This window comes from Streptomyces ipomoeae 91-03 (assembly GCF_000317595.1).
Lineage (GTDB): Bacteria > Actinomycetota > Actinomycetes > Streptomycetales > Streptomycetaceae > Streptomyces > Streptomyces ipomoeae.
Genome location: NZ_AEJC01000264.1, coordinates 1 through 2,811, shown reverse-complemented (window position 1 = coordinate 2,811; position 2,811 = coordinate 1). Strand labels below are relative to the sequence as shown.

Annotated in this window: 1 protein-coding gene; it reads right to left on the bottom strand. The window is 73.1% G+C overall.

The window, feature by feature from the left end:
• Window positions 1–2,811: FtsK/SpoIIIE domain-containing protein (locus STRIP9103_RS17505; RefSeq protein ID WP_048820462.1), on the bottom strand; the 2,811-nt coding region annotated here is incomplete at both ends.

Below are 2,811 nucleotides of genomic sequence, written 5' to 3'. Positions count from 1 at the left end.
GTCGTCTCGGGGATCTGTACGTTGATCAGCTCTCCTGAGCGCGGATCGACCGTGAGGCCTCGTCCCAGTCTGCGTCCGCGCAGATGGGCGTGGGCCAGGCGGGTGCCGATGAAGTCGCCCTCCAGCGCGCTCTGCGGGGCCAGGAGGACCCCCTTGCGGTGCCGCTTCAGGGCGCCGAGCCAGCCCATCGCTCCCGTCATGGTCTCGGCGGTCGCGGCGCTGACGATGCCGATGCCGTGGTCCCGGCCGGACTGGGCGAGGGAGCGCAGGTTCTGGTCGATGTCGGGCAGGACGAACAGGTCGGCGTCGTCCACGACGACCACCCGGGGTCCGCTGCCGGCTTCCAGGGCCTCGGTGAACTCCTCGACCGTGGGCTCGGTGGCGGTGATCAGCCGCACTCCGGGATGGTTCCCGAGGGCGCGCAGCGGCGACTCGCGGGGGGCGAGGATCACCAGCCGGGTGCCGGAGGCGAGCAGCGAGACCGACAGGGCGGCCAGGGTGGTGCTGCGGCCGGAGCCGGGTGGGCCGGTGACCGCGAAGGCCGGTGAGGTGTCCGCGAAGTCGACGCCCACGGGCGACACGTCGTCGCCGCCGAGGCCCAGCAGGCCCCACATGGGACGGCGCAGTTCCTCGCCCACCTTCTCGTACGCCTCGGTGAAGGTGACCTTCACCGGCAGCGTGCCGATGCCGGCGGGCCTGCGGGCCGCGGGGAGCCCGGCGTCGCGGCGAGTCGCCTCGGCGCCGATCCGACGCAGCGCCTCGGCCTGCTCCTGCCCGGTGGCGCCGGGGGCGAGGAGCGCCACCTGGATCTCGGTGCCCGAGTCGGAGGTCCAGCCCCGGCCGGGCTGGATGATGTCGGGGATGTCGCGGGAGCGCTTGCCGACGGCGTGGTAGTCGGTGCGGTCGTTCAGGCGCAGCAGCAGCTTGTTGTCGTTGAGGGCGGTGGCCCGTCCGGACAGCAGGGCGCGTTCGGAGGTGGCGACGACATGGATTCCCGCACCGGCGCCTTCTCGCAGCAGCCTGTTGAGCTGCTCGACCAGTCGGCCGCCGTTGTGGTCGGCGACGGCCTCCATCAGCGCGTCCCAGCCGTCGATGAACAGCATGATGTGGGCCGGGCGGGCGCCGACGGCGACCAGTTCACGCAGTTCGGTGAGGTTGCCCGCATGGTGCTCGGTGAGGAGTTCCTGGCGGCGTTCCAGTTCCGTGTCGAGCCTGGCGAACAGCCGTTCAAGGCGCTCGACGTCCCCTCGGGGCACCACGGCGCCGCAGTGCGGGAGCACACCCAGCGCCGTGAGCGCGCCGCCGGCGAAGTCGATGCCGTAGAGGTGGACGTCGGCGCTGGAGTGGGCCTGGGCCAGGGCTCCGGCCATGGTGCGCAGCACCTGGGAGCGGCCGGAGCGCGGGATGCCGATGACGTACAGGTGTCCGAACTCGGCGAAGTCGAGGCGGACCGGCAGTTGTGCCTGGGCCTCGGGCAGGTCGGACAGGGCCCAGGAGACCGGGGCGAGGCGGGCGCCGCCGGGCTCGTCGGGCTGGGGCAGGTCGTCGATCAGGACGTTCTGGCCGAGCGCGGGCAGCCAGGGGCTGGGCTGTGGGGCGCACCCGGTGAGCTGCGCGGCCTCGGACAGCGCCGCCACCAGGGCGTTGAGGTCGGTGGGGACCTCCTCGGCCGTCATCTCCGCCTCCGTCTCCGCGCCCTGTTCGCCCCCGGCGGTGCCGGGCAGGCCGACGGCGCGGCCCAGGCGCTGCCAGTGGAGCGCGGTCCCCCAGATCCGGGCCTCCTCGGCCGACTGCCGTTCCTGGCGGGCCATCGCCTCGGCGGACGGCTGCGCGGCGGGCCGGGGGGTGCCGGCGTAGGCGGTCTGGAAGGGGACGACCGTGCCGTGGCCGAGGCGGGCCAGGGCACGGCCGGGGGTGGCCGGGGAGATGCTGACGGCGTCCTTGGTGTCGATGACGTCCTGGCTCTCGGAGGAGTCCGTGACGCGCAGCGCGATCCGCAGGTTGGTGTTGGCCCGGATGTCGGAGTTGACCACTCCGGCGGGGCGCTGGGTGGCCAGGATCAGATGGATGCCCAGGGAACGACCGCGCTGGGCGATGCTCACCAGGCCGGGGATGAAGTCCGGGATCTCCCGGTAGAGGGTGGCGAACTCGTCGATGACGATGACCAGCCGGGGCACGGGCAGCATGTCGGGGTTCCGGCGGCGCATGCCCTGGTACTCGGGCAGGTCCTTGGCGCCGGCCTCGGCCAGGATGTGCTCGCGGCGGGTCAGTTCGGCCGACAGCGAGGTCAGCGCGCGCTGGACGAGATGGCTGTCCAGGTCGGTGACCATGCCGAGGGTGTGCGGGAGGTCGACGCAGTCCTTGAAGGCGCTGCCGCCCTTGTAGTCGACGAGGACGAAGGTGAGTTCGTCCGGCCGGTTGACCGCGGCGAGCGCGGCCACGAAGGTCTGCAGCAGTTCGGACTTGCCGGAGCCGGTGGTCCCGGCGACGAGTCCGTGCGGGCCGTCCTTGACCAGGTCGAAGGCGACCGGGCCGTCGTAACCGGCGCCCAGCAGAACGCCGGTGGAGGCCGGGCGCTGTGTCCAGCGGGCGGCGACCAGTTCGGCGCTCGGCTGCGGCAGCCCGAGCAGTTCCAGCAGCCCCACCTTGGTGGGCAGGCCCTCGGCGGCGTCCGGGGTGACGTCGCGGATCGGGGCGATGCCCCGGGCCACCCGCTCGCACCAGTCGGGCTCGACCAGGTCCGGACGGATGCCGGAGATGTCGGGCTGTCCGGTGCGGCGCAGGGTGAGCCGGTGGTTCTCGTGGCGGACC